Origin of the sequence: Sphingomonas daechungensis, assembly GCF_039543105.1 — a bacterium.
Lineage (GTDB): Bacteria > Pseudomonadota > Alphaproteobacteria > Sphingomonadales > Sphingomonadaceae > Sphingomicrobium > Sphingomicrobium daechungense.
Genome location: NZ_BAABJC010000001.1, coordinates 682280 through 707065 on the forward strand (window position 1 = coordinate 682280; position 24786 = coordinate 707065).

General features: G+C 63.0%; 34 protein-coding genes and 1 tRNA gene. 9 read left to right on the top strand and 26 right to left on the bottom strand.

What is annotated here, in order from left to right; translation table 11 throughout:
* The first annotated feature begins 341 nt into the window (after positions 1–341).
* Together ABD928_RS03530 and ABD928_RS03535 are read left to right on the top strand one after the other, a co-directional pair.
* Positions 342–641: a hypothetical protein gene (locus ABD928_RS03530; RefSeq protein ID WP_345166147.1), complete on the top strand. Its 300-nt coding sequence runs from the start codon at positions 342–344 to the stop codon at positions 639–641.
* A gap of 135 nt (positions 642–776) precedes the next feature.
* Positions 777–956, top strand: a complete 180-nt coding sequence (locus ABD928_RS03535; protein WP_187714445.1) for a hypothetical protein — start codon at positions 777–779, stop codon at positions 954–956.
* Between the two features lie 21 nt (positions 957–977).
* Here the strand turns inward: ABD928_RS03535 and ABD928_RS03540 are convergent, their stop codons facing one another.
* The 3 genes from ABD928_RS03540 to ABD928_RS15360 all read right to left on the bottom strand — a co-directional run bounded on the left by ABD928_RS03540 (position 978) and on the right by ABD928_RS15360 (position 3694).
* Positions 978–2555 carry a putative bifunctional diguanylate cyclase/phosphodiesterase gene (locus ABD928_RS03540; RefSeq protein WP_345166153.1) on the bottom strand — a complete coding sequence of 526 codons (1578 nt, stop codon included), beginning with the start codon at positions 2553–2555 and terminating at the stop codon, positions 978–980.
* Positions 2556–2834: 279 nt separating this feature from the next.
* Positions 2835–3377: a lysozyme inhibitor LprI family protein gene (locus tag ABD928_RS03545; RefSeq protein ID WP_345166156.1), complete on the bottom strand. Its 543-nt coding sequence runs from the start codon at positions 3375–3377 to the stop codon at positions 2835–2837.
* A gap of 23 nt (positions 3378–3400) precedes the next feature.
* On the bottom strand, positions 3401–3694 hold the full coding sequence (locus ABD928_RS15360) for a J domain-containing protein (protein ID WP_425569664.1): 294 nt from the start codon (positions 3692–3694) through the stop codon (positions 3401–3403).
* An 86-nt stretch (positions 3695–3780) separates the two neighbouring features.
* Here ABD928_RS15360 and ABD928_RS03550 point away from each other — a divergent pair, with 86 nt between their 5' ends.
* Positions 3781–4641, top strand: coding sequence for an agmatinase family protein (locus ABD928_RS03550; protein ID WP_345166159.1), 861 nt, complete (start codon positions 3781–3783; stop codon positions 4639–4641).
* Positions 4642–4758: 117 nt separating this feature from the next.
* Positions 4759–5550, top strand: a complete 792-nt coding sequence (locus ABD928_RS03555) for a Crp/Fnr family transcriptional regulator (RefSeq protein WP_345166162.1) — start codon at positions 4759–4761, stop codon at positions 5548–5550.
* A 34-nt stretch (positions 5551–5584) separates the two neighbouring features.
* Here ABD928_RS03555 and ABD928_RS03560 read toward each other — a convergent pair whose 3' ends face one another.
* Both ABD928_RS03560 and cmk read right to left on the bottom strand, forming a co-directional pair.
* Complete coding sequence (locus ABD928_RS03560; protein WP_187714450.1) at positions 5585–6004, bottom strand: hypothetical protein; 420 nt, start codon at positions 6002–6004, stop codon at positions 5585–5587.
* A gap of 114 nt (positions 6005–6118) precedes the next feature.
* Positions 6119–6787: a (d)CMP kinase gene (gene cmk, locus ABD928_RS03565; RefSeq protein ID WP_345166167.1), complete on the bottom strand. Its 669-nt coding sequence runs from the start codon at positions 6785–6787 to the stop codon at positions 6119–6121.
* A gap of 100 nt (positions 6788–6887) precedes the next feature.
* Between cmk and ABD928_RS03570 the strand changes: the two genes are divergently transcribed.
* Together ABD928_RS03570 and ABD928_RS03575 are read left to right on the top strand one after the other, a co-directional pair.
* Complete coding sequence (locus ABD928_RS03570; RefSeq protein WP_187714452.1) at positions 6888–7208, top strand: TIGR02300 family protein; 321 nt, start codon at positions 6888–6890, stop codon at positions 7206–7208.
* A gap of 66 nt (positions 7209–7274) precedes the next feature.
* A tRNA-Ala gene (locus tag ABD928_RS03575) sits at positions 7275–7350 on the top strand.
* 141 nt (positions 7351–7491) lie between these two features.
* On the opposite strand, the gene ABD928_RS03580 is transcribed toward ABD928_RS03575, so the two are convergent.
* The 4 genes from ABD928_RS03580 to ABD928_RS03595 form a co-directional block, all read right to left on the bottom strand.
* Positions 7492–7650, bottom strand: a complete 159-nt coding sequence (locus ABD928_RS03580; RefSeq protein WP_187714453.1) for a Flp family type IVb pilin — start codon at positions 7648–7650, stop codon at positions 7492–7494.
* A 167-nt stretch (positions 7651–7817) separates the two neighbouring features.
* A complete protein-coding gene (locus ABD928_RS03585) occupies positions 7818–7976 on the bottom strand; it encodes a Flp family type IVb pilin (RefSeq protein WP_187714454.1) in 159 nt (52 codons plus the stop codon).
* Positions 7977–8164: 188 nt separating this feature from the next.
* Positions 8165–8326, bottom strand: coding sequence for a Flp family type IVb pilin (locus ABD928_RS03590; protein WP_187709216.1), 162 nt, complete (start codon positions 8324–8326; stop codon positions 8165–8167).
* Positions 8327–8463: 137 nt separating this feature from the next.
* Entirely contained in the window at positions 8464–10437 is a 1974-nt protein-coding gene (locus tag ABD928_RS03595) for a transglycosylase domain-containing protein (protein WP_345166183.1), read from the bottom strand.
* A gap of 101 nt (positions 10438–10538) precedes the next feature.
* Here ABD928_RS03595 and ABD928_RS03600 point away from each other — a divergent pair, with 101 nt between their 5' ends.
* From ABD928_RS03600 to ABD928_RS03610, 3 genes are read left to right on the top strand one after another with little or no spacing between them, the layout of a single operon-like run.
* The gene (locus tag ABD928_RS03600) at positions 10539–12023 is read left to right on the top strand and encodes an ABC transporter substrate-binding protein (RefSeq protein ID WP_345166186.1); all 1485 of its coding nucleotides are present in this window, start codon (positions 10539–10541) and stop codon (positions 12021–12023) included.
* Positions 12023–12445, top strand: a complete 423-nt coding sequence (locus ABD928_RS03605) for a DUF4112 domain-containing protein (protein WP_345170139.1) — start codon at positions 12023–12025, stop codon at positions 12443–12445. Before ABD928_RS03600 ends, ABD928_RS03605 begins: the two co-directional genes overlap by 1 nt.
* A gap of 47 nt (positions 12446–12492) precedes the next feature.
* Complete coding sequence (locus ABD928_RS03610; protein WP_187714457.1) at positions 12493–13005, top strand: MAPEG family protein; 513 nt, start codon at positions 12493–12495, stop codon at positions 13003–13005.
* Here the strand turns inward: ABD928_RS03610 and nadA are convergent.
* The 17 genes from nadA to ABD928_RS03695 all read right to left on the bottom strand — a co-directional run bounded on the left by nadA (position 13002) and on the right by ABD928_RS03695 (position 24750).
* A complete protein-coding gene (gene nadA, locus ABD928_RS03615) occupies positions 13002–14015 on the bottom strand; it encodes a quinolinate synthase NadA (RefSeq protein WP_187714458.1) in 1014 nt (337 codons plus the stop codon). The two genes, ABD928_RS03610 and nadA, sit on opposite strands and share 4 nt — an antisense overlap.
* Positions 14016–14741, bottom strand: a complete 726-nt coding sequence (locus ABD928_RS03620) for a DUF4230 domain-containing protein (RefSeq protein WP_187714459.1) — start codon at positions 14739–14741, stop codon at positions 14016–14018.
* The gene (locus tag ABD928_RS03625; protein WP_187714460.1) at positions 14723–15577 is read right to left on the bottom strand and encodes an MBL fold metallo-hydrolase; all 855 of its coding nucleotides are present in this window, start codon (positions 15575–15577) and stop codon (positions 14723–14725) included. The genes ABD928_RS03620 and ABD928_RS03625 overlap by 19 nt, the downstream gene beginning before the upstream one ends.
* A gap of 49 nt (positions 15578–15626) precedes the next feature.
* The gene (locus ABD928_RS03630; protein ID WP_187714461.1) at positions 15627–16886 is read right to left on the bottom strand and encodes a glycosyltransferase; all 1260 of its coding nucleotides are present in this window, start codon (positions 16884–16886) and stop codon (positions 15627–15629) included.
* A 247-nt stretch (positions 16887–17133) separates the two neighbouring features.
* Positions 17134–17451: a Grx4 family monothiol glutaredoxin gene (gene grxD / locus ABD928_RS03635; RefSeq protein ID WP_187714462.1), complete on the bottom strand. Its 318-nt coding sequence runs from the start codon at positions 17449–17451 to the stop codon at positions 17134–17136.
* Positions 17452–17462: 11 nt separating this feature from the next.
* Positions 17463–17693, bottom strand: a complete 231-nt coding sequence (locus ABD928_RS03640; RefSeq protein ID WP_187714463.1) for a BolA family protein — start codon at positions 17691–17693, stop codon at positions 17463–17465.
* Between the two features lie 2 nt (positions 17694–17695).
* Positions 17696–18025, bottom strand: a complete 330-nt coding sequence (locus ABD928_RS03645; protein ID WP_187714464.1) for a DUF1476 domain-containing protein — start codon at positions 18023–18025, stop codon at positions 17696–17698.
* 119 nt (positions 18026–18144) lie between these two features.
* On the bottom strand, positions 18145–18783 hold the full coding sequence (locus ABD928_RS03650; RefSeq protein ID WP_187714465.1) for a PEPxxWA-CTERM sorting domain-containing protein: 639 nt from the start codon (positions 18781–18783) through the stop codon (positions 18145–18147).
* 145 nt (positions 18784–18928) lie between these two features.
* Positions 18929–19927 (bottom strand): NADPH:quinone oxidoreductase family protein, encoded by a 999-nt coding sequence (locus ABD928_RS03655; protein WP_187714466.1) that lies wholly within the window; start codon positions 19925–19927, stop codon positions 18929–18931.
* A 6-nt stretch (positions 19928–19933) separates the two neighbouring features.
* The gene (locus tag ABD928_RS03660; protein WP_187714467.1) at positions 19934–20362 is read right to left on the bottom strand and encodes a hypothetical protein; all 429 of its coding nucleotides are present in this window, start codon (positions 20360–20362) and stop codon (positions 19934–19936) included.
* A complete protein-coding gene (locus ABD928_RS03665) occupies positions 20359–21231 on the bottom strand; it encodes an N-acyl homoserine lactonase family protein (RefSeq protein WP_223276287.1) in 873 nt (290 codons plus the stop codon). Before ABD928_RS03665 ends, ABD928_RS03660 begins: the two co-directional genes overlap by 4 nt.
* A gap of 19 nt (positions 21232–21250) precedes the next feature.
* Positions 21251–22108 (bottom strand): aspartyl protease family protein, encoded by an 858-nt coding sequence (locus ABD928_RS03670; protein ID WP_345166202.1) that lies wholly within the window; start codon positions 22106–22108, stop codon positions 21251–21253.
* Entirely contained in the window at positions 22105–22761 is a 657-nt protein-coding gene (locus ABD928_RS03675) for a CoA transferase subunit B (RefSeq protein ID WP_187714470.1), read from the bottom strand. Before ABD928_RS03675 ends, ABD928_RS03670 begins: the two co-directional genes overlap by 4 nt.
* Positions 22761–23468 carry a CoA transferase subunit A gene (locus tag ABD928_RS03680; RefSeq protein WP_187714471.1) on the bottom strand — a complete coding sequence of 236 codons (708 nt, stop codon included), beginning with the start codon at positions 23466–23468 and terminating at the stop codon, positions 22761–22763. The genes ABD928_RS03675 and ABD928_RS03680 overlap by 1 nt, the downstream gene beginning before the upstream one ends.
* Positions 23469–23522: 54 nt before the next feature.
* Positions 23523–23996 carry a GlcG/HbpS family heme-binding protein gene (locus ABD928_RS03685; RefSeq protein ID WP_187714472.1) on the bottom strand — a complete coding sequence of 158 codons (474 nt, stop codon included), beginning with the start codon at positions 23994–23996 and terminating at the stop codon, positions 23523–23525.
* Positions 23997–24087: 91 nt separating this feature from the next.
* Positions 24088–24447: an ACT domain-containing protein gene (locus ABD928_RS03690; protein WP_345166209.1), complete on the bottom strand. Its 360-nt coding sequence runs from the start codon at positions 24445–24447 to the stop codon at positions 24088–24090.
* A gap of 3 nt (positions 24448–24450) precedes the next feature.
* Positions 24451–24750, bottom strand: a complete 300-nt coding sequence (locus ABD928_RS03695; protein WP_187714473.1) for an SCP2 sterol-binding domain-containing protein — start codon at positions 24748–24750, stop codon at positions 24451–24453.
* Positions 24751–24786: the final 36 nt, after the last annotated feature.

Sequence of the window (24786 nt, forward strand, 5' to 3'; positions counted from 1 at the left end):
ATCGTCTCTTCGTGCTGCTCGGCGATTTGGCTGTCCTACAGCCCCCATTCTGTGTCTTATCCTGCCAGATGAACCGCCAGCACGAACACAGCCGCACGATTGAGCTTGAAAACACCCTCGTCACTGCGAACATTGGGACCATTCGCACCCCACGCCCGAACGCGCGGCAGGGTCAAAATGGTCAACTTCCCCTTCGGAAAACTCCAACAGCCGCCAATTTTCGCGGCCGTGTCCGGCCTTGCCAAAAATGGGATTAACCGATTCCACGGCTTCGTGCGTTAGGACCTGCAGGGTCGCGCCGGTTGTTGAGGGGAGCTGGTTTGAGAGTGTCGTGGGTCGTGGTGGCGATTGCTGTTGGCGTCGCGGGGGCTGGAGCCGCCGCGGGGAAGCTGCCGCCGTTGCGCGATCCGGTTTTCCTCAACATCGGTTTCGTCTGCCAGTGGCAGAACCGCTGCATGGACCAGCAGCAACGGGCGATGAAGCGCGCCTTGTCCTACACCAGGAAGGCCACTCCGCCGTCGTGGAAGGTGCACCTCTGCAACCGCCGGGCGGTGCAGCGACGGAGCGGACGGGTCGACTGGATCAGCTACAACAACTGCATCCGCAATCCGAACGTCCAGCGGTCGACCGCTGCGCGCTAGCCTTGCCGGCCGGCTCGTCAAAACGGTGGATAAGTCAGTCGGATAGCGGCGATCGAAAGACTTTGTTAACCAATTGGCACGGATTCTTGACGGGTCCGGAGCGGGATGACCTCCGATCCGGTCTGGAGACAATTCGTGCCTTACTACAGGCTTTATTTCCTCGATCGGCGGGGCCGCTTCGGTCGCGTCGAGGGCTTCGCTGCTGAAGACGATCCGACGGCCATCCGCCAGTCCGAGAAGCATGGCGATGCGGTCAAGGAATTGTGGTGCGGCGGTCGCCGCGTGAAGCAATGGACGGAGGGCAAGGCCGCCTAGAGCGCGGCCTTCCGGCTTCCCCTACCAGCTGCCGCGGCCAGCCCGGCGGCGGGCCAGCGCGTCCTGTTCGCTTTCCAGCGGCGCCGGATCGATGCTCGCATCCCGCTCCTTCATTTCGAGGAAGGTGCGGACGGTATCGGCGGACAGCGGGCGGCCGAACAGATATCCCTGCCCTTCGGCGCACCCATATTTCCCAAGCTCGTTGCGGACCTGCTCGGACTCGATCCCCTCGGCGGTGATCGGCACGTTCAGCGTGTGGCCAAGGCTGGTGATCGTGTTGACGATCGCCGCGGTCTGCTCGCTCTTCACGATGGTGCTGATGAAGCTCTTGTCGATCTTGATGCGATCGACGGGCAGATTGTTGACCTGCGCCAGGCTGGCATAGCCGGTGCCGAAATCGTCGAGCGAGATGCTGATGCCGACGTTCTTCAGGCTCTGGATGGTCGACAGCACCTGGTCGCGGTCCTCGAGCAGCGAGGCCTCGGTAATCTCCACTTCCAGCCGGTGCGCCGGGAAGCCCGCTTCGGTGATCAGCTTCATGATGTGCTGTGCAAGCTGCGGATCGCGGAACTGCACTGGCGAGATGTTGACCGCCATCTTCAGGTGGCCCGGCCATTCTCGCGCCTCGTTCAGCGCCTGCTCGATCACCTTCATGGTCAGCGGACCGATCAAGCCGGTCTTCTCCGCTGCTTCGATGAAGGATTCCGCCTCCAGGAAACCGCGGGTCGGCGAACGCCAGCGCGCCAGGGTCTCGAACCCGACCAGCTCGCGAGAAGCGAGGTCGATCAATGGTTGGAAGAACGGAATGAACTCGCCGTTCTCGATGCCGCTGCGAATATCTTCTTCCAGCTTCACGCGGTCGGTCAGCTCGCGCTCCAGCTCGGGATCGAACCAGGCAAAGCAGTTCCGCCCGGCACGCTTGGCGGCGTAAAGCGCGAAGTCGGTTTCGCGGAGAACGTCTTCTTCCTTCTGCAGGCGGCGCACTTCGGCGAGCCCAATCGAGGCCGAGACGAACACCTGGACGTTGCCGAGGTCGACCGGCTTGGCCAGCTTGGAAAGGATCGTCTGGGCAACCATTTCCGCATCCCGGGTGCTGCCTCCTTCAAACATCACGGCGAATTCGTCGCCGCCGATGCGGGCGCAGCACGACCCTTCCGGACATTCACGTTCGAGCGTCTGAGCAACCAGCTTTAGCAGCTGGTCGCCGGCGACATGCCCGTGGAGATCGTTGACCCGCTTGAAATGGTCGAGATCGAGAAGGAGCAGGATGCCGGAGTTCTTGGACCCGAGCAGGTCGCCAAGCGCACGCATCAGCTCGCGGCGATTGGCGAGGCCGGTTGCGGGATCCGTGTTCGCGTTCCGCTCGGCCTGGCGCTCTGCACGATCATATTTGTCGAGCGCCTCGCGCAGGTCCTTTGAACGTCGCCATCCGAACAGGATGATTGCGATGTTGAGGAGGAACGCGACCGGCAACGCGTCGTCGTGAAGATCGACGCCGGCGATTGCTGTTGGCAGCAACTGGCTACCCAGCGCCACGAACAGGATGATCGCCGCCAGCGTGGCGCACGTCGTAATCAAATGGCTGCTAGCAATCCTCACAGCCGCGCTCCTTCGTGCCCGCACCGGTCAATCTCGTTTCTTTGATCCCACGGCGCACGAACTACCGAACATGTGTGAAAAATCTGCTACTTGGCCTCTAGGCAAATTCCTATTGCAAATAGGGAACGAATAGTGAACATTTCCCCGCGGAGTCGCATTTTCGCTCTCCCAAGGAGGCCCCGATTGCTGGTTCTCGATCCTGCCGCCGTCATGGCGATTGCCGCATTGATCGGCAGCGTGTCGGCGCTGGTGTGGTCCGTTCGCCGAAAGCCCTGACGGCTACTGCAGCGGCCGTCCGGCCATGATGTCGCTGATCTCCCGAAGCCGGACGATATAGGCCGAGGTCAGGCAGTTCGACGTCTCGCACTCTTCACGTTTGTCGTCGAAGATCTGTCGCGTGCCCGCGAGCGCGGCACGCTTGCGCTGGTCGGCAGCCGACCATGATTGCCGGTAAAGAAGCGTGAGCTGGCGATCGAGTGACGCAAGATTCACGTCACCGCAGATCAAGCGATCCGCCCTTGCCGCCGAGCCTGCACACCTGTCGCTCTGGGAGTTTGCTTGAGTACCCGCAGGCTTGACCTGAGCGGCAACTGGCTTGGCCGGGGTGACCGCCTCAACGGAAACAGGCGCGATCTTTTCGGGATGCGGCTTTGCGGCTTCCGTTCGGACTAAGGCCGCTGGAGCGGAAGGAGACGTCGCGGAAGCCGCAGGATTGGCGGCTGCCGGAGACTTCCGATCTGGGACCGGGATCGGCTTGCTTTGCTCTGCCTGTTTGAGGGGCGGTTCCGGCGACAGCCGCGGAAGCACAGCGTAGGTGACCATTCCCGCTGCAAGCAGCACGACAATCACGGCAGCGGAAGCGCCGATGCGCGTACTTCAACGCACTTCCGTCTTGGGAGGGTCGAAGGGTTCGAATGAGAGCGAGCTTTTGGAAGCCGACGTCCCATCATAGGCGGCGCGCTTGGCCGGATCGCCAAGGACGGCGTAGGCAACGTTGATCGCCCGCGCTGCTCGGCCGCTTCCACGCTCGGATCCGCGTCCGGATGGAATCGCCGCATGAGGACGCGATAGGCGGATCGGATCGCCGGCTGATCGGCGCCGGGCTGGATGCCCAAGACTGCGTAATGATCCTGTTCCACGGGCGTTGTTCGACCGTCTAGCCCCTATTCCCGTCCATCCTGACGGAGGCTTCGCCCGATGTGCAACCCCGCAAATGCAAATTGTGATGGCGGTCGGCCGTCGCACAGCGGCGCAGAATTCCTTAGTGATGGCCGGAAGAATCCCGTCGAGGCACGACTTGAAGAACAACCAGCTCATCGGACTCCCGACCGACTCCCACTCGTCGTTCCTCCGCGGGGCGGCGAAGGCGCCCGCAGCGATCCGCTCTGCGCTGCTTTCGGATCATGGCAACCAGGCGACGGAACTGGGCTCGGAAATCGGAATCGACATCACGCTCAGTGACGTCGGCGATCTTCCGCTCGACGAAAGCGAAGCCGACTTCGATCGGATTCGCGCCGCAGCGGCATCCGCCGCAGCGAGCGGGTCCCGGCCCATCTTCCTGGGCGGCGACCACATGGTCACCTACCCGATCGTGGCCGGGATTGCCGAGATCCATGGTCCCGTGAATATCCTGCATTTCGATGCACATCCGGACCTCTACGATGACTTTGGCGACGATCCGCTAAGCCACGCTTCTCCATTCGCCCGGATCATGGAGCGCGACCTGGCGAAGCGCCTCGTCCAGGTCGGGATCCGGACTTTGAACAGCCATTGTCGCAAGCAGGCCCAGCGCTTCGGCGTCGAGATGGTCGAGATGAAGGATTTCGCCGTCGATGCGATCCCGATCCCGGAAGGACCGCTCTACATCAGCATCGACCTCGACGCCCTCGATCCCGCTTTCGCGCCAGGCGTGTCTCACCATGAGCCCGGCGGCCTGACCGTTCGCGACATAGTATCGGTCTTGCATCGCGTTCGCGGGCCGGTCGTCGGAGCGGACGTGGTCGAATACAATTCCTCGCGGGACATCAACGGGATGACCGCGGTCGTCGCCGCGAAATTCGTCAAGGAGCTCGCCGCCCTTCACTAACAAAATTAGGGAGCGAACCCGGGCTGTGTTAGTATTCTTCCTATCACCGATCATTCGCCCCGCAGGCATCGGTGGCTGAGAGATTGTTATGCTCCCGCTTGCAGACGGAGTATGACAATGACCTCCTCGAAGAGACCCGACCTCCAGCGATTCCTGAACAGGTTGACCAGCCGCTCCATTCTTAGTCGCGAGGAGCAGGAGGCTGTGCTCGATCTTCCCGCCTACGCGGAGCAAGTCCGAGCCAATCGAGACTTCGTTCGGTTGGGCGAAACGCTGGACCATTCATGCCTTGTCGTTGCCGGCTATGTCGGAAGGTTCGAGCAGAATTCCGACGGCGTCAGGCAAATTACGGCCCTGCACATTCCCGGTGACATGGCCGATCTCCATTCGGTCGTTCAGCCAGAGGCCACCTCAGCGTTGCAGGCCCTGGCCACGACCACGATCCTGCGCGTTCCGCATAATGCCGTTCGCGCGGCGACGGCGGCATTTCCTGCGCTCGCCGAAGCGCTGTGGCGCGACTGCATGGTCGATTCCTCGATCCTCTCCCAATGGGTGGTCAACGTGGGCCGCAGGGATGCGCGCACACGCATCGCTCACTTGCTGTGCGAGATTGCCGTTCGACTCCAGGTCGCGCCGGCCAGGGGCGAGATTCTGTTCCCCTTCCCGCTGACGCAAAATCACCTGGCCGACGCAACGGGCCTGACAGCGGTTCATGTGAACCGCACCATCCAATCGCTTCGTCTCGATGGCCTGGCCGACATCAAGCACAACGCCCGGATTCCCGATTGGAACGCGCTGGCCGAGGCGGGCGATTTCGATCCGGATTACCTACAGATGGCCGTCAGGCCGAAGAAGCAATTTCCGTTCCAACTGACGGAATCGAACGCAGCGTTTGCTGCCCAGAATTAGCAGGCGGCGCCGGTATCGACGCCGCCCTGATTTGTTACTTGTACCGATCCACCATCTGCGCCGGCGTCAGCGGTCCGACGACCATCGTATCGGTGTGCGAAGCGATATTCTTGCGCAACTCCAGCCCGACCTTCGGCCCCGTCGGCATACCCGCTTTCGCGGCAGCCGCTTCGATCGCGGCGTCCTGAGCGTCTGTGGTGACAGGCGAGATCATGAGATAGTCCCAGCTGTCCCCATCGGTATGGGCGTAGAGCTGGCTCGACGGTACGCCCGCCGAAACGGCAATCCGATCCTGCTGGGCCAGCCATTGCAGAAGGGCTTCCTGATGCCCTGGCGCGGCGCGATAGATGGAAATCACCGCACGCGGTGCTGACGCAGACTGGGCATAAGCAATCGACCCTGCAGCGGCTGCGCCCGCAAGTGCTGCCGCGGCATATTTCATGAATGAGTTCATTGGTTTTCCCCTGCTCTCGATGGAACGCAGGTGGGGACCACATCCAGCGCGACTCTCCCCCTTCGCGCGCGACGGCGGAGTGCGCCTCTACTGCTGTTGAGTCAAACGGGCTGATCAGGCTTCGGCAAGCTGCCGTTCCACGAGACGGATCGCCTCGGCAATGGACTGTTCGATGTCGAGCCCGCTGGTATCGAGAAGCTCCGCATCCTCCGCCTGCCTGAGCGGCGCGATTTCCCGTGACGAGTCCCTCTCATCGCGAGCACGGATGTCCAGCAGCACGTCCTCATAATGACTGGGCATCCCTCGCTCGAGAAGTTCGCGGACCCGGCGCTGTGCGCGGACTTCGGGACTGGCCGTCACGAACAGCTTCGCGTCGGCATCGGGCGCGATCACCGTGCCAATATCGCGGCCATCGAGGACAGCCCCGCCATCCTGAGCGGCGAATTCGCGCTGGCGCTGGAGCAAGGCGGCGCGGACCGACGCGTAGGACGAGACCTTCGAGGCGATGCGGGACACCGGCTCGCTACGAAGCTCCTCGTCATCGGGATCGAAACGGAGGTCGCCGCAGGCCCGGAGCGCCTCGAACTCGATGGTTGGATCGCCGCCCCAGCGCCAGAGATTCAGCGCAACGGCGCGGTAAAGGAGGCCGGTGTCCATATGCGGCAGGTCGAAATGCTTCGCCAAAGCGCGGGCGATCGTGCCCTTGCCGCTGGCCGCCGGACCGTCGACCGCAATCACGAGCCCCTTGCGCGGGCCGCTTCCAGTTCCGAAATTACCGTTCAAGCGAGGCGCTTTGACAGGGCGGGTAGCCTATGGCAAGGCGCCCGCCCGAACGCTGCCGCCTTGTTGCGGCTACCCGGATTTTGACTGGAGTTTGACCCACATGGTGAAGCCCGAATGGGGCACCAAGCGCACTTGCCCCAAGTGCTCGACCCGATTTTACGATCTTGGCAATGACGAGCCGGTGCACTGCATCGAGTGCGGCACGGAATGGATTCCAGAACCGGTTCTGAAGTCGAAGCAGCCGCTGCCGTTCGAGGCCGCGGAAGCCAAGCAGAAGGAACCGGCGACCGACCAGGACCTCGAGGCCGAGGATCTGGCGATCGACGAGGAAGAAGAGCCGAGCGCGGACGAGGAAGTCGATCTCGATACGGGCGACGACGACCTTGGCGTCGGCAAGGCCGGAGAAGACGAAGAGGGATAAGCGTGCCGGCGGGGATCAAATTCTCCGTTTTCAGGCGGGAAAACATCGCCTAAGGCGCGAAGGAACGGGGCCGTAGCTCAGCTGGGAGAGCGTCGCAATGGCATTGCGAAGGTCAGGGGTTCGATCCCCCTCGGCTCCACCATCCTTCTGAAATCACTGGAAGATTCCTGAACGGCTCACCCTTTGGGTGGGCCGTTTTTGTGTTGCCGCTCGGGCAGCCTCTCTGTTCTTGGAGGAGGCGACGCTTCACGGGCGCCGCCTCCGTCTTTGGCATCAGGCTCGGTTAGAGCGCGTTCGAGACGTTACCGAACGTCGTGTTCAGCTTGCCGCCGACACCTTGCAGTGCGCCGATGCAGGCAACGGCGATCAAAGCAGCGATCAGGCCGTACTCGATGGCCGTCGCGCCGCGCTCGTTGCGAATCAATTTCAAAATCTTCGACATCACACTCTCCCTCCCGCTCCAGGCGAAAGAATTACTCGTTGTCACGCGCGATCATCGGATCGCACTGGCCAACTGTCCGCCAAAGTGATTGCCGAATTCCTAAGCGCACAAATGAAAACGGCGGCGTCCCGAAGGACACCGCCGTTCGTTGGTACGCTTGAAGGCTCTTAGAGAGCGTTCGAAACGTTGCCGAACGTCGTGTTCAGCTTGGTGCCGATGCCCTGCATCGCACCAATCGCCGCAACGGCGATGAGAGCTGCAATCAGGCCATATTCAATGGCCGTCGCGCCCTGCTCGTTCTTAATCAGCTTGAGAAACTTCGACATTTCCGACCTCCTAAGTCCACCCGGGATGCTGGACGCCCCGCCCGCGCAATTTACGATTGCGAAGGTCGGCTGGAGTTTAGTGCGATCAGAGTTGAGAAAGGCTTAAGCCGGCGGGTTAGCGAGCGTTAACCGCAAAAAAGAAGCGGCGGCGCCTTTCGGCACCGCCGCTCCCGTAAGTCTCAAAAGCCTTAGAGGGCGTTCGAAACGTTACCGAAAGTCGTGTTCAGCTTGGTGCCGATGCCGCGCATCGCACCAATCGCCGCAACGGCGATGAGAGCCGCAATCAGGCCATACTCGATGGCCGTTGCGCCCTTGCTGTCGTTCATCAGCTTGACGAACCGCTTGAACATTTCTGGTCTCCTGTCCTCGAAGTCGGGAGCTAGTCCCATTCCGGCCTGCAAATCCGTGCAGGTCGAGGGCCTTAATAGGAGTCGGGTGTTGAGAAATGTTTAAACGCAGAGGTGAATAAACGTTAATTATACTTGACCTACTGGAAGAGCTTCTCGATCTCCTTCAGCACCTCGCGGAGCGGTTCCACGCCCTCGCTCCATTCGTCAGGCAACGGGCTTTGCTTGTCGCGCCGAGGCTTTGCAACAGGCACCCGGAACTCGGATGGAAGCTGCGGGCCGGCGCGCCCATCGACCGCGATCGCCGAGACCATGAAGTTATGCCAGAGCTGCGCCGGCACCGTCCCCCCACTGACCTTGCGGCCCAGCGGCTTGTCATCGTCGCGCCCGACCCAGACACCCACCACGAGGTTGCCCGCGAAGCCGACGAACAAGGCATCGCGATTGTCCTGGCTGGTACCGGTCTTACCAAACGTCGGCACCGAAAGCGCTGCCCGACGGCCGGTGCCGTTGTTTGCCGCCGCATAGAGGAGGTCGAGCATCGGCGCCCAGTCACGGCGCGAATCCATGCGTCCGCCGCCCTTCAGCAAGCCTGAGAAGCGCCCTTCCTGAACCTCGTCGGGCAGTCCTCGCGCGCGAATCGGATAACGGCCGCCGGCGACCGCTGCGTACGCAGAGGTAAGTTCGAGCAGGCTGACGCCGGCGGTACCGAGCGCGACGCTGGGCGAATTCGGAAGCTGCGTGGTGATCCCCAGCTCCCGCGCGGCGCGCATGACGTTGGGACGGCCGATGCTTTCCGATAGGCGGACAGTCGCCGCGTTGCTCGAACGCGCGAACGCTTCGCGAAGTGTGATCGGACCGTGATAGACGCCGTCGCTATTGGCGGGCGTCCAACCGTCAATCGTGATCGGCCGGTCCTCGATGATGCTGTCGGGCGTGTAGCCGGCCCGAAGCGCGGCGAGATAGACGAACAGCTTGAAGGCCGAGCCCGGCTGGCGGCGTGACTGGGTGGCCCGGTTGAAGGGGCTTTCGGCGTAGCTCGTGCCGCCGACCATTGCCACGACACGGCCGTCGGGGCGCATCGCCACCAGCGCCGCCTGGGCGCCCGGAATGCCGGAGCGGGCGATCGTCCGAACTGCGATCCGCTGCAGGTCGGCGTCCAGAGTCGTGCGAACCTTCACCTCACCAAAGTCCGACTCGAAGGCGTCGCGGGCTTCGGGCGCAACCCAGTCGGCAAAATAGGTGCCGGTCGGAATCTTGGATGACTGATAGACCGGCCTGGCAGGCGTCGCAGCGTTCGCGCGCGCGTGGGTGATAGCGCCCGTGTCCGCCATCGCGTTCAGCACCAGCTCGCTGCGGGCCTGAGCGAGCTTCAGGTTGCGGGTCGGAGCCAGCCGCGAGGGCGCCTGAACCACCCCGGCAAGCATGGCCGACTGCGCCAGCGTCAGGTTTTCCGGTGCACGCCCAAAATAATGCTCCGACGCGGCCCGCAAGCCGTAGACGCCGTCGCCAAAGTAGACGCTCGACAAATAGCGGGAGAGGATTTCGTCCTTGGTCAGCCAGGCTTCGAGCCAGAAGGCGATGATCACCTCCTGCGCCTTCCGCTTCATGCTTCGGTTCGAAGACAGGAAGCTGGTCTTGGCGAGCTGCTGGGTGATCGTGCTGCCGCCCTGGCGAACACCGCCAGCCTGCGCGTTCGCAACCATGGCCCGGGCGATGCCGCGCGGATCGATACCCCAGTGGCTGTAGAAGCGGCGATCCTCGATTGCGACGAAGGCGGAGGGCGTGACGGCGTTGAGCTTCGTCACGTCAACGGGAGCTTCCTTGATCGCACCCCGGCGCGCGATCGGCTGTCCTTCCTGTGACACGAGCAGGATCGCCGGATCGTCGAGCGGTTCGAGCGCACGCGAGAGCGGAGCGGTGACAATTAGCCAGATCAAAGTGACGAGGGTGACGGCCGAAATCGCATAGAGCACGAGCGGCCAGCGCCGGCGCTTCGGCTTGGCCGGAACATCCGGCTGGATCTCGGGACGCGGAGCTTCGTGCGCGAAAGGATCCGGCAGGTCCTCGACGTTGGAACCTCCCCGGCTCCAGATTCCTTCGTTGTCGACCACTCTTGTTCCCGGACACCCTTCAGGTGACTTATACTAGTAAAACAGTTGGAGGCACATATCCAGAGATTTGCTGAACCGCGGCTTACGACTAAACAGCGCCGATGCGGTCGCCGGTAACTCGTCGCGCCCTTGTTGCGGCTTCGATCCTGATTGCAGCGCTGTGCGCCGCCTCTTGTCAGCGCAACGACCGGGGCGAGACAAACGTCCTGGTGATCGGCGCCCAGCCCAGGATCACTGACCCCGCTTCCGGAGCTCTGACTGAGCCGCAGGCCGTGCTGCTGGCCAATGTCGCCCAGGGCCTCGTTGCGTTCGATCCCTCCGGCCAGATCATTCCGGGGCTCGCCGAGCGCTGGAACGTGACCGACGACGGCCTCAGCTACATTTTCCGGCTGCAGACGGCGAAGTGGCCCGACGGGCGGAAGATCACGGCGCAGCAAGTCGCCCGGTTGCTTCGTCGCCAAATTTCCGCCCGAAGCAATAACGCGCTCAAGGACACGCTAGGAGCGATCGACGAGATCACGCCAATGACCGATCGCGTGATCGAGATCAGCCTGACAGCACCGCGCCCGCACCTGCTCCAGCTCCTCGCCCAGCCGGAATTCGCGATCGTCAGCGAGAACCAGGGTAGCGGGCCGTTCGCGATTTCTCCCAAGAGCAAGCCCGACGCGCTGCTGCTGCGCAGGTCCGTTACGTCACTCGACGATGACCTGACCACTCAGGAAGACGTCATCTTGGGCGGCCGTCCTGCTCCCGACGCGATCAAGGCGTTTATCGCGGGAGAGACGGAGCTGGTGCTCGGCGGCACGTTCGCCGATCTCGCCTATGCTCGAAGCGCCGATCTGCCGAAGACCGCGTTGCGCTTCGATCCGGCGATGGGCCTGTTTGGCTTGGTTCCTGCGCGCGGTTCCGGCCCGGTGGCCGACCTCGCGTTCCGCCGGCTGCTGTCCCAAGCGATCGACCGGCAGGCCTTGATCGATGCCCTGAACGTTCCCGGCCTCCTGCCGCGAGCGACGATATTGGAGCCCGGTCTTGATGGAGTGCCGAGCCCGGTGGCGCCGCCTTGGATGAGCACACCCATCGACCAGCGGCGTGCCACGCTTTCCGCGGCGGCTGAGCGAATGATCGGCCGGCTGGACGCGCCGGTCATCAGGATCGCCCTCCCCGACTCCCCCGGGGCGAAAATCATGCTCAGCCGCCTGGCGAGCGACTGGGGAGCGCTCGGCATCAAAGTTGAGGATGCGGAAAAGGGAGGCCCCGCCGACTTGAGGCTGATCGACCTGGTCGCGCCGTCAAGCTCTCCGGCCTGGTACCTGCGCTCGTTCCGGTGCGGAATCGTATCCGTGTGTGATGCCGAAGCGGATGAACTTCTGAACGGCGCTCGCGCCGCGACGGTCCCGGCTCAGCGCTACGGCCTGTTCACGCAGGCTGCCCAGAGGATGGACGATCAGCAGCTATTTATCGCGCTCACGGCTCCGATCCGCTGGTCGCTCGTTTCGACGCAGATGCAAGGCTTCGCAAACAATCGCTTCGCAACCCACACTTTGGTCGGGCTCCGCCAGCGCCCGGACCGGGACCGGGGCGAGTGATCGACCCAAAGGCGTTGGTGCCCCCACTTGGAAACGATCCGGCCTCCGTTCGCCAGCGGGTCGAGTCGCTGGAAAAGATCATGGAGCGGATGATCGTAATCCCCGGCCTCAGACAGGGTGTCGGGCTCGACGTGATTCTCGACCTCGTGCCGTTTGCCGGCAGCACTGCGGCCGCTGCGCTCGGAGCCTATGTCGCGTGGGAGGCCCGCAACCTCAAAATGTCCAAGTGGGACATGACCCGGATGGCCGGCAACGTCGGGATCGACTGGCTCCTCGGCCTGATTCCTTTTTTCGGCGCGATCCCGGATTTCTTCTTCCGTTCCAATTCGCGGAACCTTCGAATCATCAAGAAGCATCTTGACCGGCATCACCCGGCGAGCGCTACCGTTGAAAGCACGACGGCGCCGAACCCCTCCTCCTGAGCCGCGGCATTTGTGCTATGAGCTGTCCCTCTTGCGGGGGCAGGCACATGACCAAAGACCAGAAGACAGTTGCGGTCGGGGCAGCATCCGGAATCGCAGGCATGATCCTGCTGGCCTGGGCGATTGCCACCTATTTCCCGACACCGCAGGTCGTCGATAATAACGGAGACCGCCTAGCCTATGCGTTTCGCTGGTCGGTGGTGGCGATCCTGCCATTGTTCGTGATGCTGGTCGCGGTCGGCAACGAGCGCTTTCTGAGCGAGGCCATCGATCCGACGCTCGGCAAGGAAAGCCAAAAGATGGTCGTCAACGGCCGCGTCGCGGACAATACGCTGCAACAGTTCGTGTGTTTCCTCGTCGGGATCGGGGCACTGTCGGTGAGCCTGCCGATCGAGCGGATCAGCTTCGTGCCCGCCGTCGCCATCACGTTCGTCGTCTGCCGCACGATCTTCTGGATCGGCTACCGTATCCATCCGCTCTATCGAGCGCCCGGATTCTCTTCGACCGCCTACATGAATGCGTTCATGTACCTCGCCGTCCTGTGGATGCGGCTGACCTAATCGCCGCTGATCCTGGGGTCGATGATCGGCTTGCCGACGTCGCCCTGCCCCACTGTTCGTCCTGCCATGTCCAGCATGCGGTCGAGGGGAATGCGGGCGCGGTCCATGATTTCCGGCGACAGCTCGATCCGCGGCTCGAGGTCGCGCAAGGCGACGTAGAGCTTTTCGAGCGTGTTAAGAGCCATGTACGGGCACATGTTGCAGTTGCAGTTCCCGTCGCCGCCGGGGACGCCGATGAAGGTCTTCTGCGGCGCCGCCTTTTCCATCTGGTGGATGATGTGCGGCTCGGTCGCGACAAGAATGGTCTGCGCCGGTGAGCTTAGCGCGAAGTCGAGGATCGCCTTGGTCGATCCGACGAGGTCCGCATGGTCGACGATGTGCGGCGGGCATTCCGGGTGGGCGGCAACCGGTGCATCCGGATATTCGGCCTTGAGCTTCAGAAGCTCGGTTTCGCTGAACGCCTGGTGGACGATGCACACGCCCGGCCAAAGCAACATCTCGCGGTCGAACTTACGGGCGAGATAGCCGCCGAGGTGCCGGTCGGGACCGAAGATGATCTTCTGGTCCTTCGGGATCTGGTCGAGGATCACAGCGGCCGAGGAGCTGGTGACGATGATGTCGCTGAGCGCTTTCACCGCCGCCGAGCAGTTGATGTAGGTCAGCGCGATATGATCGGGATGCGCTGCCCGGAATGCGGCGAACTGGTCCGGCGGGCAGCTGTCTTCGAGGCTGCAGCCGGCATCCATATCGGGGAGGATGACTGTCTTCTGGGGCGACAGGATCTTCGCCGTTTCCGCCATGAAACGCACGCCGCAGAACGCGATCACGTCGGCGTCCGTCGCGGCGGCCTTGCGGGACAAGTCGAGGCTATCGCCGACGAAATCGGCGAGGTCCTGGATTTCCGGCTTCTGATAATAATGGGCGAGAATGACGGCGTTGCGCTCGCGCTTCAGCCGCTCGATTTCGGAGAGAAGATCGAGCCCCTTCAGGCTAGGCGATTGTACCGTCATCTATTTCCCCTGAGCCCGCCTTTGCTGAGCCTCTGAAATCGCTTCGTTATATGGTGTGGACGTGTCGAGATAGGAAGGATCGTCGGCGCCTTCTTCGAACGCGAATTTCGCAACGACCTTGGCATTGTCGAAGCCTGCCGCCTTCAAGGGCATGGAGAAGCTTCTCTCGATCGCCTGGCGCGCCGAGTCCCGGGCTAGCCGCATCGGCAGTTCCGCCTGCGCCTGCTTGCGAAGGTCAGCCACCGCCCGCGCTCGATTGGCCGAATCAAGCTCGGTCTCCGCGTTGGTGAGCGTCGCCAGGACGCCACCCGAACCATACTCCCGTGCGGCGTTCAGATCGACTTCCGGACCCGCAATCTCGACGTCGGGGATGCGTACGCTCAAAGTCTGCGATCCAGCGTCCCAGCGCACGTCTTCCGGTTCCAGCTTGGACAGGTCGACCTCGTAGCGGACGTTGCCGGGTAGGATCAGGGTGCGTTCGGTGCTGACCAGCCCGCCGAGCCGCTCCTGCTCGCTGCTGACAACCGAAACATAGCGGGCGACGAAGGTGATCAGCCGATTCTGGGCCCGCATGGACTCGAGGCTCGATGTCGCGATGGTCTTGGCGTTCGGCCCGCCGAAAATGCGGTCGGCAATCCCGGACGTCACGCCGAGCAGGACGCCGAGCACGAGCGCGACAATGATGGCGGCAATGGCCAGGGGCTTGTTCAGGCGGCTTTCGACCATGTCTCTCCTTCCCGAACAACGAGCGCACGTTTCTCGAGGTCCACGAGATGCGCGAGCACCGATCCTCCCGCCGCCGCGACGAGCCTCGAATCCAGCCCGGGATAAGCGTTGGCGACGATATCGGGAACGTCGCGCGGCTGCTCCGCGACCAGGCGCAGGATCTGGTTCTCCCGCTGCATCCGGTGGATCATCAGGCTCCGCACGTAACGCTGCGGGTTCGGCACTGGCGGCCCGTGCGCAGGATAGAATACGCGATCGTGACGCTGCCGAAGCTTGTCGAGGCTGGCCATGTAGGCGGCCATGTCGCCGTCGGGCGGAACGACGACGGTGGTCGACCAACCCATGACATGGTCACCGGTGAGCAGCGCATCGCCGACAGCGAAGCAGAGATGGTTCGAAGTATGGCCAGGCGTCGCCACCGCCGTGACAGCCCGGCCATCGACCTCGATCGCCTCACCGTCTTCGAGCACGCGGTGGGGCGAATAGTCGCCGTCGAATGCCGCGTCGGCCCGAGGTCCCACGCTTTCGAGGGCCAGCGGCGCGCAGCCGACGATCAGGGCTCCTGTCGCGTCCGCCAAGGGCCGTGCGGCGGGGCTGTGGTCGCGATGGGTGTGCGTGCACATGATCGCTGCGATCCGACGATCGCCGATCGCCCGTAACAATGCCTCGATGTGCTCGGGCAAGTCGGGACCAGGGTCGACGACCGCGACTTCCTCTTCGCCGATCAGATAGGTTTGCGTCCCGTAATAGGTGAACGCGGAGGGATTATGCGCGAGCACCCTGGCAATACCGGGCTCGAGCGCTTCGAGCAGTTCGTAGGGCGCGTCCACGCTCATTGCTGTGCCATGGAGTGGGTCGGCGCGTCGAGTGTCTGACGTTGTCGGCTTATTCCGCAGGGACGGCGAGCGGAGCGGCCATGGGCGCCGCTTCGACGACCCGGCGAGTTCGCGCCGCGAATGCCTTGCGGTAGATCGGGCCGAACAGGGTCTCCATGCTGCGGTCCCAGCTGTACTGATGCGCTTCGACCTGAGCGATCTCGCTCATTCGGCGCCGGTCCGATTGCCAGACGGCAAGGATATTGGCCGCCATTGCATCGGAATCGTCGACCGGGCCGAGCCGGCCAATCGCATCGTTGACGCGGTCGACCATCGCGCCGGCCGCGACGCCCACCACCGGCAGGCCGGAGGCTTGCGCCTCGACGATGGACACGCCGAATGTCTCGTCCGCCATTCCCGAGACGTAGATGTCGGCGCTTGCCAGCCACAGCGCCAGCTCGCGGCGGTCGCGCACAAAGCCTGGCGCATGAATGCGCGGGTCGCCGAGCGCCGCAATCTCATCCCGCAGCGGCCCTTCGCCGAGCAATACCAGCCGAGCGCCAAGGGATTCCGGGAGCTTGCGGAAAGCTTCGACAACGATCTGCGGCTTTTTCTCGAGATCGAGACGGCCAACGTAGATCAGCAAGGGCTTGCCGTCTTCGGCGCCAACCAATTGCCGCCGTCGCTCTTCGCGTAAGGCTGGTCCGAAGTCGCCCAGTTCCACCCCAAGCGGGACGATACCGATGTCATCGACACCATACGACCGCAGCTTTGCCGCGCCGCCATTCTCGCTCAGCGCGAAAACGGCATCGAACCGGCGATATAGCTGTCCGCAGTACCGGTAGCATATGCGACCGGCGACGCCCGCCAGGGTGCTGCCGATCACCTTCGAGAAGGGCCGTTCGGCGTAGACCGTCGGGAAATCGGTGAAATAGCCGCCAACCAGCGCCGTATCCGGGAATTTCCGGCGGTGGGCGATCGCCGCCCACGGGAGATTGTAACTGTCCTGGCACTCGATCAGGTCGGGCCTGAACTGCTCCATGATGCGGCGTACGGCGCCGTTCCGGAGCATCAGCCGGTAATTCGGGCTTCCCGGTACGCGCGGCGAGCGAACGGTCGCGGTGATCGCGCGTCCTTCGACCGTAACGTTGTCCTCCGCACCGGGAACGATCAACAAATGCCGGTGCGGCGTCCGGCCCAGGATGTGGTTGCGCTTGTGACGGAGGTACGTTCCGACGCCGCCGCCGACTTCCGACCAGCTCTGCGTCACGTCGCAAATCAGCCTTTCGACCGCCATCGGACTGGTCATTTCAGGATCGTCGCGGCTCATCGAGCATCCCAACACAATGCAAGCGACAAAGTGCCGACGGCCGTAGTGCGGCAAATCTGTCGGCTCTTTTTACACATTGCGCTGACCGCTTCTCGCTCGATTTCTCAAAATTGGCTATTTTCTGCCGTTTATTTGAATTGGCACGGCGATTGCTACTATTACCGTGTCCACTTGGTCCCACGCCAACGAAAGGGACGGTGCAGCGGTTATTCTGGTCCCGCTCACCGTCCCTTTTTGTTTCTACAAACTACTGAGCCTCGGCACCGACAAGCTGCTGCAGCTCGCCGCTCTTGAACATCTCCATCATGATGTCCGAACCGCCGACGAACTCGCCCTTCACGTAGAGCTGCGGAATTGTCGGCCAATCCGAATATTCCTTGATGCCTTGACGGATCTCCTGATCCTGGAGGACGTCGACGCTTTCGAACGGAACACCCAGGTGCTCCAGGATGCTCACGGCCCGGCTCGAAAAGCCGCACTGCGGGAAGAGGGGCGTGCCCTTCATGAACAGCACGACCTCGTTGGCCTTGACGATGTCGCCGATGCGGCTGTTGGCATCGCTCATATCAATTCTCCTTATCGCGCAGCGGTTTCGAGCTGCAGCGCATGCAATTCCCCGCCCATCCGGCCACCCAGCGCAGCGTAGACGCGCTGGTGCTGCCTGACGCGCGGCATCCCTTCGAATGTGGGGCTGATGACCCGTGCTGCATAGTGGTCGCCGTCACCGGCGAGATCGGTGATCGTAACCTCGGCGTCGGGAATCGCCTCACGGATGAGCCGCTCGATCTCCATTGCGGCCATCGGCACGATCAGCCTCCCTGGGCGTCGATCAGCTGGCGGCGGGCCTCGAACGACTTCAGCTGAAGCGTCTGGCGGATCTCGTCGTCGCTGGTTTCGATGCCGGCCGCCGTCAGGTCGCCGAGGATCTTGCGGATGACGTCCTCGTCGCCCGCTTCCTCGAAGTCGGCCCGGATTACGTCCTTTGCGTATGACTCCGCTTCTGCCTCGGTCAGGCCCATCTTGCCGGCAGCCCATTCGCCCAGCAGCCGGTTACGGCGGGCGACCAGGCGGAACTTCATTTCTTCATCGTGCGCGAATTTCGTTTCGAAGGCGCGCTCACGGTCGTCGAAAGTGCTCACTCAACGTCCTTTGCTTGTTCGCCCGCGAAATAGGGCGGTCGGGGCGGCGTGGCAACGGCACGAAAAATGCCGCCGGCGCAGGGTAGCACCGGCGGCACGACTTGCCCGAGGAAGGAACGTCAGGCGAGTTGAACGAGGCGGCCCTGCGTCGAACGCTTGCGGCGCATGGCGAAACCGACTGCGCCAAAGCCCATGAGCATCATCGCCCAGGTTGCAGGCTCCGGAACGGAATTCGAAATCAACGTGAACGTGCCGCGCACATTCGCGCTGCCGGGCGTGGCGAAGGTTGCGTCGCTGAGAAGCAGCGAGAAAGAACCGCCGTTGCCGAAGCTGAAGATCGTCGGCGTGTCAGACCAGTTCACCGTGCCGCAGCCGCCGGCGAAGAGACCGCAGCCACCGAACAGACCGGTGATGAAGCCTGTCGTCGATCCCGTAACGAGGCCGCCATTGGCGTCCGCCGGGTTCAGGAACGAGAAGTCCACCGAGATCTGACGCGGAGTGGTGTCCTCGAACAGGTTCACCGCTGTCTCCGGCGTTCCGATCGTCAGGACGTTGGCAGTGAACGTCGAACCGACGTTGGCGAGCGTGAACGGACCGTAAGACAGGCCAGAGCCAGAGACCAAGAGACCGTTCGGGCCGGAATAACCGTTGACCGTCGTCCCCGCCGGATCGCCCTCGATCGTGACGCTGGCCGCTGCCGGTGTGGAAGCGAGGGTGACTGCGGCGAGCGTCGCCGCGGCAAGCAAATAACGATTCATAACTGTCCCCAAATTACGCGGGGCGGACAATCCGCCACAGCACTCGCGGTAAACTTTCGTTAACCAAGCAAGTCAGCTTGTCCAGTGAATTTTGTCAAAACGGCTTGTCACTTTTTGGGACTCGGAAGTCCGTTTCGGACCGGCTTCAGTCGATCCTGACGACAAGCTTCCCGATAACCCTTCGCTCGGCGATGGCGCGGATCGCGTCCCCGGCCCGCTCGAGCGTGTAGGTGTCGCTGATCTTCGGCGAGATCATCCCCTGCCGCCACAGCTTGAACAGCGATTCGACATGAGCCGCATTGGCCTTGGGATCGCGCGCCGCGAAGGCGCCCCAGAATACGCCGCAGACGTCGCAGCTCTTGAGCAAGGTAAGATTGAGCGGAAGCCGCGCAATGCCCGCGGGAAAGCCGACGACGAGGAAGCGACCCTCCCAGGCGATACTGCGCAACGCGGCCTCGGTGTAATCGCCTCCCACCGGATCGTAGATGACATCCGCGCCAGCCGGACCAACCGCATCCTTGAACAATTGTGCGAGCGCCTTTTGCCCCTCGCGGTCGAATGGTCCCTGCGAATAGACAATCGCTTCGTCTGCACCAGCGTCGAGCGCCGCCTTCGCCTTCTCCTCCGAAGAGACGGCGGCGATGACACGCGCCTCGAACGCCTTGCCGAGCTCAACCGCAGCCAGCCCGACACCACCCGCGGCGCCGAGCACAAGCATCGTCTGGCCCGCCTGAAGTTTGCCGCGGTCGACCACGGCATGAATCGACGTCGCGTACGTCAACAAGAGAGCCGCGCCCTCTTCGAAGCTGCGTTCCTCGGGCAGCCGGAAAGCCGAGCGGGCCGGAATGACGACCTTTTCGGCAAGCGCGCCGAATCCGGTCACCGCGATAATCCGGTCGCCGACGCTCCAGCCTTCGACGCCTTCTCCCAATGCCTCGACTTCTCCGGACAATTCGCCGCCCGGCGCGAACGGTCGGGGCGGCTTCAGTTGGTACTTGTCCTCGATGATCAGCACGTCCGGGAAGTTGATAGCCGCCGCACGGACGCGAACGAGCAGTTCACCGGGACCGGGCTGCGGATCCGGCAGCTCGGACAGGCGAAGCGTTTCCGGACCGCCGGTCTCATGACTGAGAAGCGCTTTCATCGGCGATCAATCTCCCGGGCTTGAGCAGGCGGGGCCGTCAGGATTCGTCCAGCAGGCCGCGCCGGTGATAACGTCCTTCTCGGCCGGTATCGCGAGATCCTCTTCAGCGAAGATCCATTCGAAGGTGAGCTGGCCCTTTGCGGTCGAATAGATGAACGGGTCACTCGCTCCGCTGGCGCTGGAGATGCTGATACGCTCGATGCCGCGAGCAGCGGCGGATTTTACCGCGCCGCTCTGGCAGGCGGCGTTGATCGCGGCCTTGATTTGCCCTTCCGCCTTGCTCCGGAAGGCTTCGAGCTCTGTCGCGCCAAAGCTCTTGCCGGCACCGTTGCTGGCGAAGCTCTCGGCATTCAGTACAACCGCCCAGTGGTCGGCGCATCCACCCTGCCCGGCCGCTGACGCAAGCACCGAAGCGAAGAGCATGGCTCCGATCATTTGGCCGCCGCCGGGAACGCCGGGAGTAGCGGAATGTCGCGCGGTTCGTGCTGGATGATGACCTTCGCCCCGGCCTCCTTCGCCAGCTTCTCGAACGCATCCATCGACTGGAGCGTCTGCTCGCGGCTGGTGTTGAACGGCGGGACGCCGCGCTTCTCGCGCGCCTCGCGTGAATGATAGAGGTCGCCCGTCAGGAGCACCGGCCCGGACGCCAGCTTCACCAGTAGGGCCATATGGTCAGGCGTGTGGCCCGGCAGATGCAGGGCCATCACGCTTCCATCGCCGAAAACATCGACGTCGCCCTCGGCGCTATGCACCTTGGCGACTTCCTTGCGCCACGGACCGAAGGGATCGTCCTTGCCCTTCGTTTGCTCAAAATCCTTGGTGCCGATGAGGAGCTCGGCGTTCGGGAATTCCGCCGCCTGGCCGGTGTGGTCTGCGTGCATGTGACTGATGCCGACGATATCGACGTCGGATGGCTTCAGGCCGATCTGCTCTAGTTGCTCGGGAATCGTCTTGTCCTGCTTGACCGAAAGTTCGCCGAGATCCTTGTCCTGGCCCTTCCAGGCGGCTGGAAAGCCAGTGTCCCACAAAAGCACCTGGTCGCCGTGGCGGATCACGTAGCAGCTGTCGGTGATGACTCGAGGACCGGGCTCGTAAAGGCCGGGCTTGTCCGAAAAGAACTTGTCGAAATTCTTGATCGTAGGCGTGCCGCAATCGAGACGAACCAGCGACAGCCCTGCGGCTTGCTGGGCCGGAGCGGGCTGGTTTGCCATTGCGGTCTCATCGTTCGCCGACGGGGCCGATGTCCCACAGGCGGAGGCTGCGATTGCCGCTGAACCGAGCAGACCGAGGATCAAGCTTCGCATCTTCGCTCCCATTCGCTGACTAGGGATTGGTGTCTTCAAACCAGACGCGCCGACCGGGGAAGTCAATGACCATCCGGGTCCGGTCGAGCCAATCCAGGCCGAGGATGATTGCCGCCCTGTCGTCGACGCCGAACGCTGCGAACACTGGCAGGTCCGCCACGAGGACAGGTGCTTCGGCCAGCCGACGATCGCCAAGCTGAATGTCCGCGACCCGCGTCGTCCCCGTTTCCACGGTCACATTGGTCGCACCGTGGATGGTGTCACCCTTGTTCAGTTTCGCCGGATCGAGGCCAAGCTCCCGCCCAAGGGCCCAATTGATCCGCGTCTTTCGCGCACCCGTATCGATGACTGCCGTGGCTTTAACGGTTCCAATCGTCACCGGCACGGTCAGGAGATTGCCGGTCGTCGGCTTAGCTTCGATCGGTTTGCTTCTGAGGTCACGCGGGAGGGTCGAGGGAGCAAGCAGGACGATCCGCTTGTTCGGCAAGTCGAAATCGACCGTGCGATCCCCGAAGACGTCGAGACCGACGATTCCCGCCAGCTTCACGCCATCCGCGCGCGGCTCGAGGCGCACCGCTTTGAGCGCGTCCTTCCGAACGCCATCGAGCGAGATGCTGCCGAGCTCGACCAATGGAAGGTCGTCCGCGCCTGTTTGTCCTTGCAGCTTTTCGCTGCCGGCGATCTTCAGCCCCGCCTTGTCGGAGAAGTCGGCGTAGACAGCGCTGCCTTCGGCGCCAGTATCGAAGACGAACTGGGCCTCGCCGAATGCGCCTTCGACCGGGACCGTGGCATGTCCCGTCTGGGCAATCTCGACCGGCACTGCCGCAGCGGCCGGAACCGCGACGAGCGAGAGTGCCAGGCTGAGACTCCGGATCATTCGACGTAGTTCGCGGTCGTCTTCTCGCGCACTTCTTCCGCAGTCACACCGGGCGCCAGCTCAATCAGCTTAAACGGACTGTCGTGGTCCGGCCGGTGAAAGACCGCGAGGTCAGTGATGATCATGTCCACGACGTTCTTGCCGGTCAGCGGCAGCGTGCATTCCGGGATGAACTTCGGGTCGCCCGACTTCGCATTATGCTCCATTACGACGATGATCTTTTTGACGCCGGCGACGAGGTCCATCGCGCCGCCCATCCCCTTGATCATCTTGCCGGGGATCATCCAGTTGGCGATGTCGCCCTTCTCGCTGACTTCCATCGCGCCGAGCACGGTCAGGTCGATATGCCCGCCGCGGATCATCGCGAAGCTTGCCGCACTGTCGAAGTAGCTCGACGACGGAAGCTCGCTGATCGTCTGCTTGCCGGCATTGATGAGGTCCGGATCGACCTGGTCCTCGTACGGGAACGGGCCGATGCCGAGCATTCCATTCTCGCTCTGCAGCGTGACCGTCATGCCTCCGGGGATGTTGTTCGCTACGAGCGTCGGAATGCCGATGCCGAGGTTCACGTAATAGCCATCGCGCAGCTCCTTCGCCGCGCGGGCGGCCATCTGGTCGCGGGTCCAGCCCTTCGTCTCCGCTGCAGTCGCCATTATGCCGCCTCCCGCTGACGAACCGTCTTGAACTCGATCTTCTTGTCGTACGGAGCGCCGAGGATCAGGCGCTTCACGTAAATCGATGGCAGATGGATGCCGTCCGGATCGAGCGAGCCGACCGGAACAATCTCTTCGACCTCGGCGACGCAGATCTTGCCGCTGGTTGCCGCCGGCTGGTTGAAGTTGCGAGCGGTCTTGCGGAAGACGAGGTTGCCGCTCTCGTCAGCCTTCCAACCCTTCACCACACTAAGGTCAGCGCGAATGCCGCGCTCAAGGATGTAATCCTCGCCGTCGAAGCTCTTCACTTCCTTGCCCTCGGCGACCTGCGTGCCGACGCCGGTCTTGGTGTAGAAGCCGGGAATGCCCGCACCGCCTGCGCGAAGCCGCTCCGCGAGCGTGCCCTGCGGCGTGAACTCGACCTCCAGCTCGCCGGCGAGGAATTGCCTCTCGAACTCCTTGTTCTCGCCCACGTAAGACGAGATCATTTTCTTCACCTGGCGAGTGCGGAGGAGCTTGCCGAGACCCTCATTGTCGATGCCGGCGTTGTTCGAAGCGATCGTGAGATCCTTGACCCCGCTCGCCTGGATCGCGTCGATCAGGCGCTCCGGAATGCCGCACAGGCCGAATCCGCCCGCGGCGATGGTCATCCCGTCGAACAGCAGTCCCTGGAGCGCCTCTTCGGCGCTGGAATAGATCTTCTGCATTGGCACTCCTTGGCGCCGCCTGTGCCGTTCGCGGTAGGAGGGGTCAAGCAGCAGTCAGCGAACGCGGCTACTGCGGAACCCCGCCGACTGGATTCCGGCTTCAGCGCAAGCGGCGTCGTCAGCGGGAGCTTCCCCCGACGCCCCGACCGCGCCTAGTCTCATTTTGCCGTCCGCAGTCCAGATCGGAACGCCGCCTGCGACTGTTACGACATGCGGTGCATTGGCAAATCCAGGGGTGTCCCTGGCAGACTGTTCCATTTGCGCGGTGGGAAAACCCCAAGCGGCCACGGCCTGTGCCTTGGCGAGCGCAAAATCCATGATCCCACTACCGTTGCCATCCATGCGAAGCGCCGCAACGAGATGTCCGCCCGCATCCACTACGGCAATCGCGTGACTTTGGCTCTTGGCGGAAGCGTGCGCTGCGCAGCCCGCGATGATGGCCTGGGCAGTTTTGGCATCGAGTGTCGGGATCGCCTGCGCTTGCGCGGCGCCTGCCGCAATCAGCGCTGCAATGACTGTGAGACGCAAAGGCAATCTCCTCGCAAAACGTCGCAGGAGCCCTGCCAACCTGGGTCCGTCACCGCAATCGACGGTTCGATAAAGCGACAAGCCCGCTCCGCTAAAGGCTGAGTTCTTCGAAGCACGCGAGCGCGCGATGCCGTTCGTCCCACGGGACGAAGATATGGTCGTGGCGAAGTGCGGCGACCACGTTGGCGCTGATCTCGGCCTCTGCCAGTGCGCTCGACAGGGCCGCGGTTAATCCGACCGCATCGAGACTCGAATAGATCGGCAGGCTGATCCGTGCCCATTCGCCCGCGGGACTGGGACGGATGATCGTCAGCTCCTCGTCCTCTCGGATCAGCGCGAAGGCATCCGATGGCAGCGAAGGCTCATCCGTTGGCGCGAAGCTATAGCGTCCCGGATGGAGCGCCGGCTTCAACCCTCTCAAAAGCCGGGAAAGGTCGCGCTCCCCCGCCAATGCTCAGGAGCGGAGCTTGGCGAGTACGCCCTGCAGCTGCATGGCGTTGGACATGTCGCCTTCGATGCGAAGCTTGCCGGTCATGAACGCCGTCATGCCGTCGAGCTGGCCGGCGGCCATCGCCTGCCAGTCATCCCAATTGACCTTGATCGTGGTGTCGGCCGCGCCGTCTTCTTCGCTGACCTGGCTGGCGGCTCCGTCGAGCAGGATGACGCCCTCGCTGCCGAAGTCGAGCTTCACGCGCTTGCCCGGGACCCAGGCTTGACCTTCCTGCATGCGCGACACCAGTTCCTGCTTGGTCATTGTTGCTTTCTCCCTTGTCAGTAACGCCTACCCCGA